The organism is Neobacillus fumarioli NBRC 102428 (assembly GCF_001591485.1).
Taxonomy (GTDB): domain Bacteria; phylum Bacillota; class Bacilli; order Bacillales; family Cytobacillaceae; genus Neobacillus; species Neobacillus fumarioli.
Genome location: NZ_BCUZ01000227.1, coordinates 1 through 1,494 on the forward strand (window position 1 = coordinate 1; position 1,494 = coordinate 1,494).

Sequence of the window (1,494 nt, forward strand, 5' to 3'; positions counted from 1 at the left end):
AACTAGCCTTATATGAAGTTCGTGTTCCTCAGACCGGAAGTTTGCCGTCCGCTTCCTTCAGATTCCGCGTCACCGCGGACACCCTTGCGTTAAGCTAACTGCTACTTCTGCCTTCGCAGTTCGGGACTTTCACCTTAGAGATTACACCCATGCCGGGCGCACAAAGAAGCGTACCTTCCGGTCCGCAACACAAATAGCCGTAAATTCTGATTTTTTCAATCGAATTACGGCTTATTTCATTTATTTGCTGCATTCTGCCTGAATCATTTTTGACCAAGGCATGTATTGATCTAGTATTTCAGGGTTTTGATGAAAGCCGAGATTCGGTAGATCCGTCAAAAGTTTCTTTATGTATTCGTAGAAATCAATGCCGTTACTTTGGGCGGTTTCTGCAAACAAATGGCGTTCGCTTTTGCACCGGCTTCACTAACACTGAAAAGCCAATTTTTTCTGCCTATAACGTTGGGGCGAATGGCATTTTAGGCAGGATTATTATCAATTTCGATACGTCCATCGTTCAGAAATGCTCTGAGTTCATTTGCCCTGTTTAATGTGTATTCAGCTGCTTTCGCAAGCGCATTTTTCCCGTAAAATGGTGACATTTCAACCCATTCAAGAAATTTATCTACAATTGGCTTCGAGTATTTTTGGCGTTTTTTTCTACGCTTACTTGGAGACAAATGTTTAAATTTCATTTCAAGTAGATATAAATTGTCACAATAGCTTACACCGATTCGTCCATTTTTGCTGTCCGCTTTCAGCCAATAACGACGAACATGCGCCCAACAATTTGCGAAGGTAACACCTTCCAACTTATCGTAAGCAGAATAACCATCCCAAATAATTGTTCCAGAAAAGCCTTCAATGAAACTCTCAAGGACAGATCGAGCCCGTGATAATGCACTATGAAAGAGAGTCATTGGCGGTCCTTGGCATGGAACACTTCGACACACCCAATTATATGCATTGGTTTGACCAGATTTCCCATCGGATCGATTGAGAATTTGTCCATACGTTTCATCAACATGCAATAGCGATTTAGCCATCATCAAAACTTTCATTCTTTCGTAAATAGGCAATAACCAATCATGTGAGGCACGAATGACCCAATTCGAAAGATTTTTGTCATTTGTATTCAGACCATAACGATCCCATTCCTTTACCTGACGGTAAAGGGGTAAGTTTTGTGCAAATTTATCATAGATCACAAGTGTTGCATAAAAATTATTGGAATTTTCAGTATAATAAACTTTCCAATTTAAAGCCAAAAAGTTAAATACCTAAATAAAGGTGGCTTTGTCCATTTGGAAATTTATTTACAAGAATTATACCTTAAGACCTGTGGACGACGACAAACTTGATCATTAAGGAATGGCTTTTCCTTCAATCTTTCGAAGCCAAATATGCGCTGGTTTCCATAGTGCAGCCCTTGAATAACGGCTAATTTGTAGGACTTTTCGCTTACTTTGTGATTCAATTTGCGCTAGAACATGC

At 40.0% G+C, this 1,494-nt stretch carries 2 pseudogenes; both read right to left on the reverse strand.

Annotated elements, in window-relative coordinates:
* Nucleotides 1–240 precede the first annotated feature (240 nt).
* Nucleotides 241–1,208, reverse strand: a pseudogene (tnpC, locus tag BFU02S_RS15770) (IS66 family transposase); the annotation flags it as partial.
* 156 nt (nucleotides 1,209–1,364) lie between these two features.
* A pseudogene (locus BFU02S_RS16920) lies at nucleotides 1,365–1,494 on the reverse strand (IS4 family transposase); the annotation flags it as partial.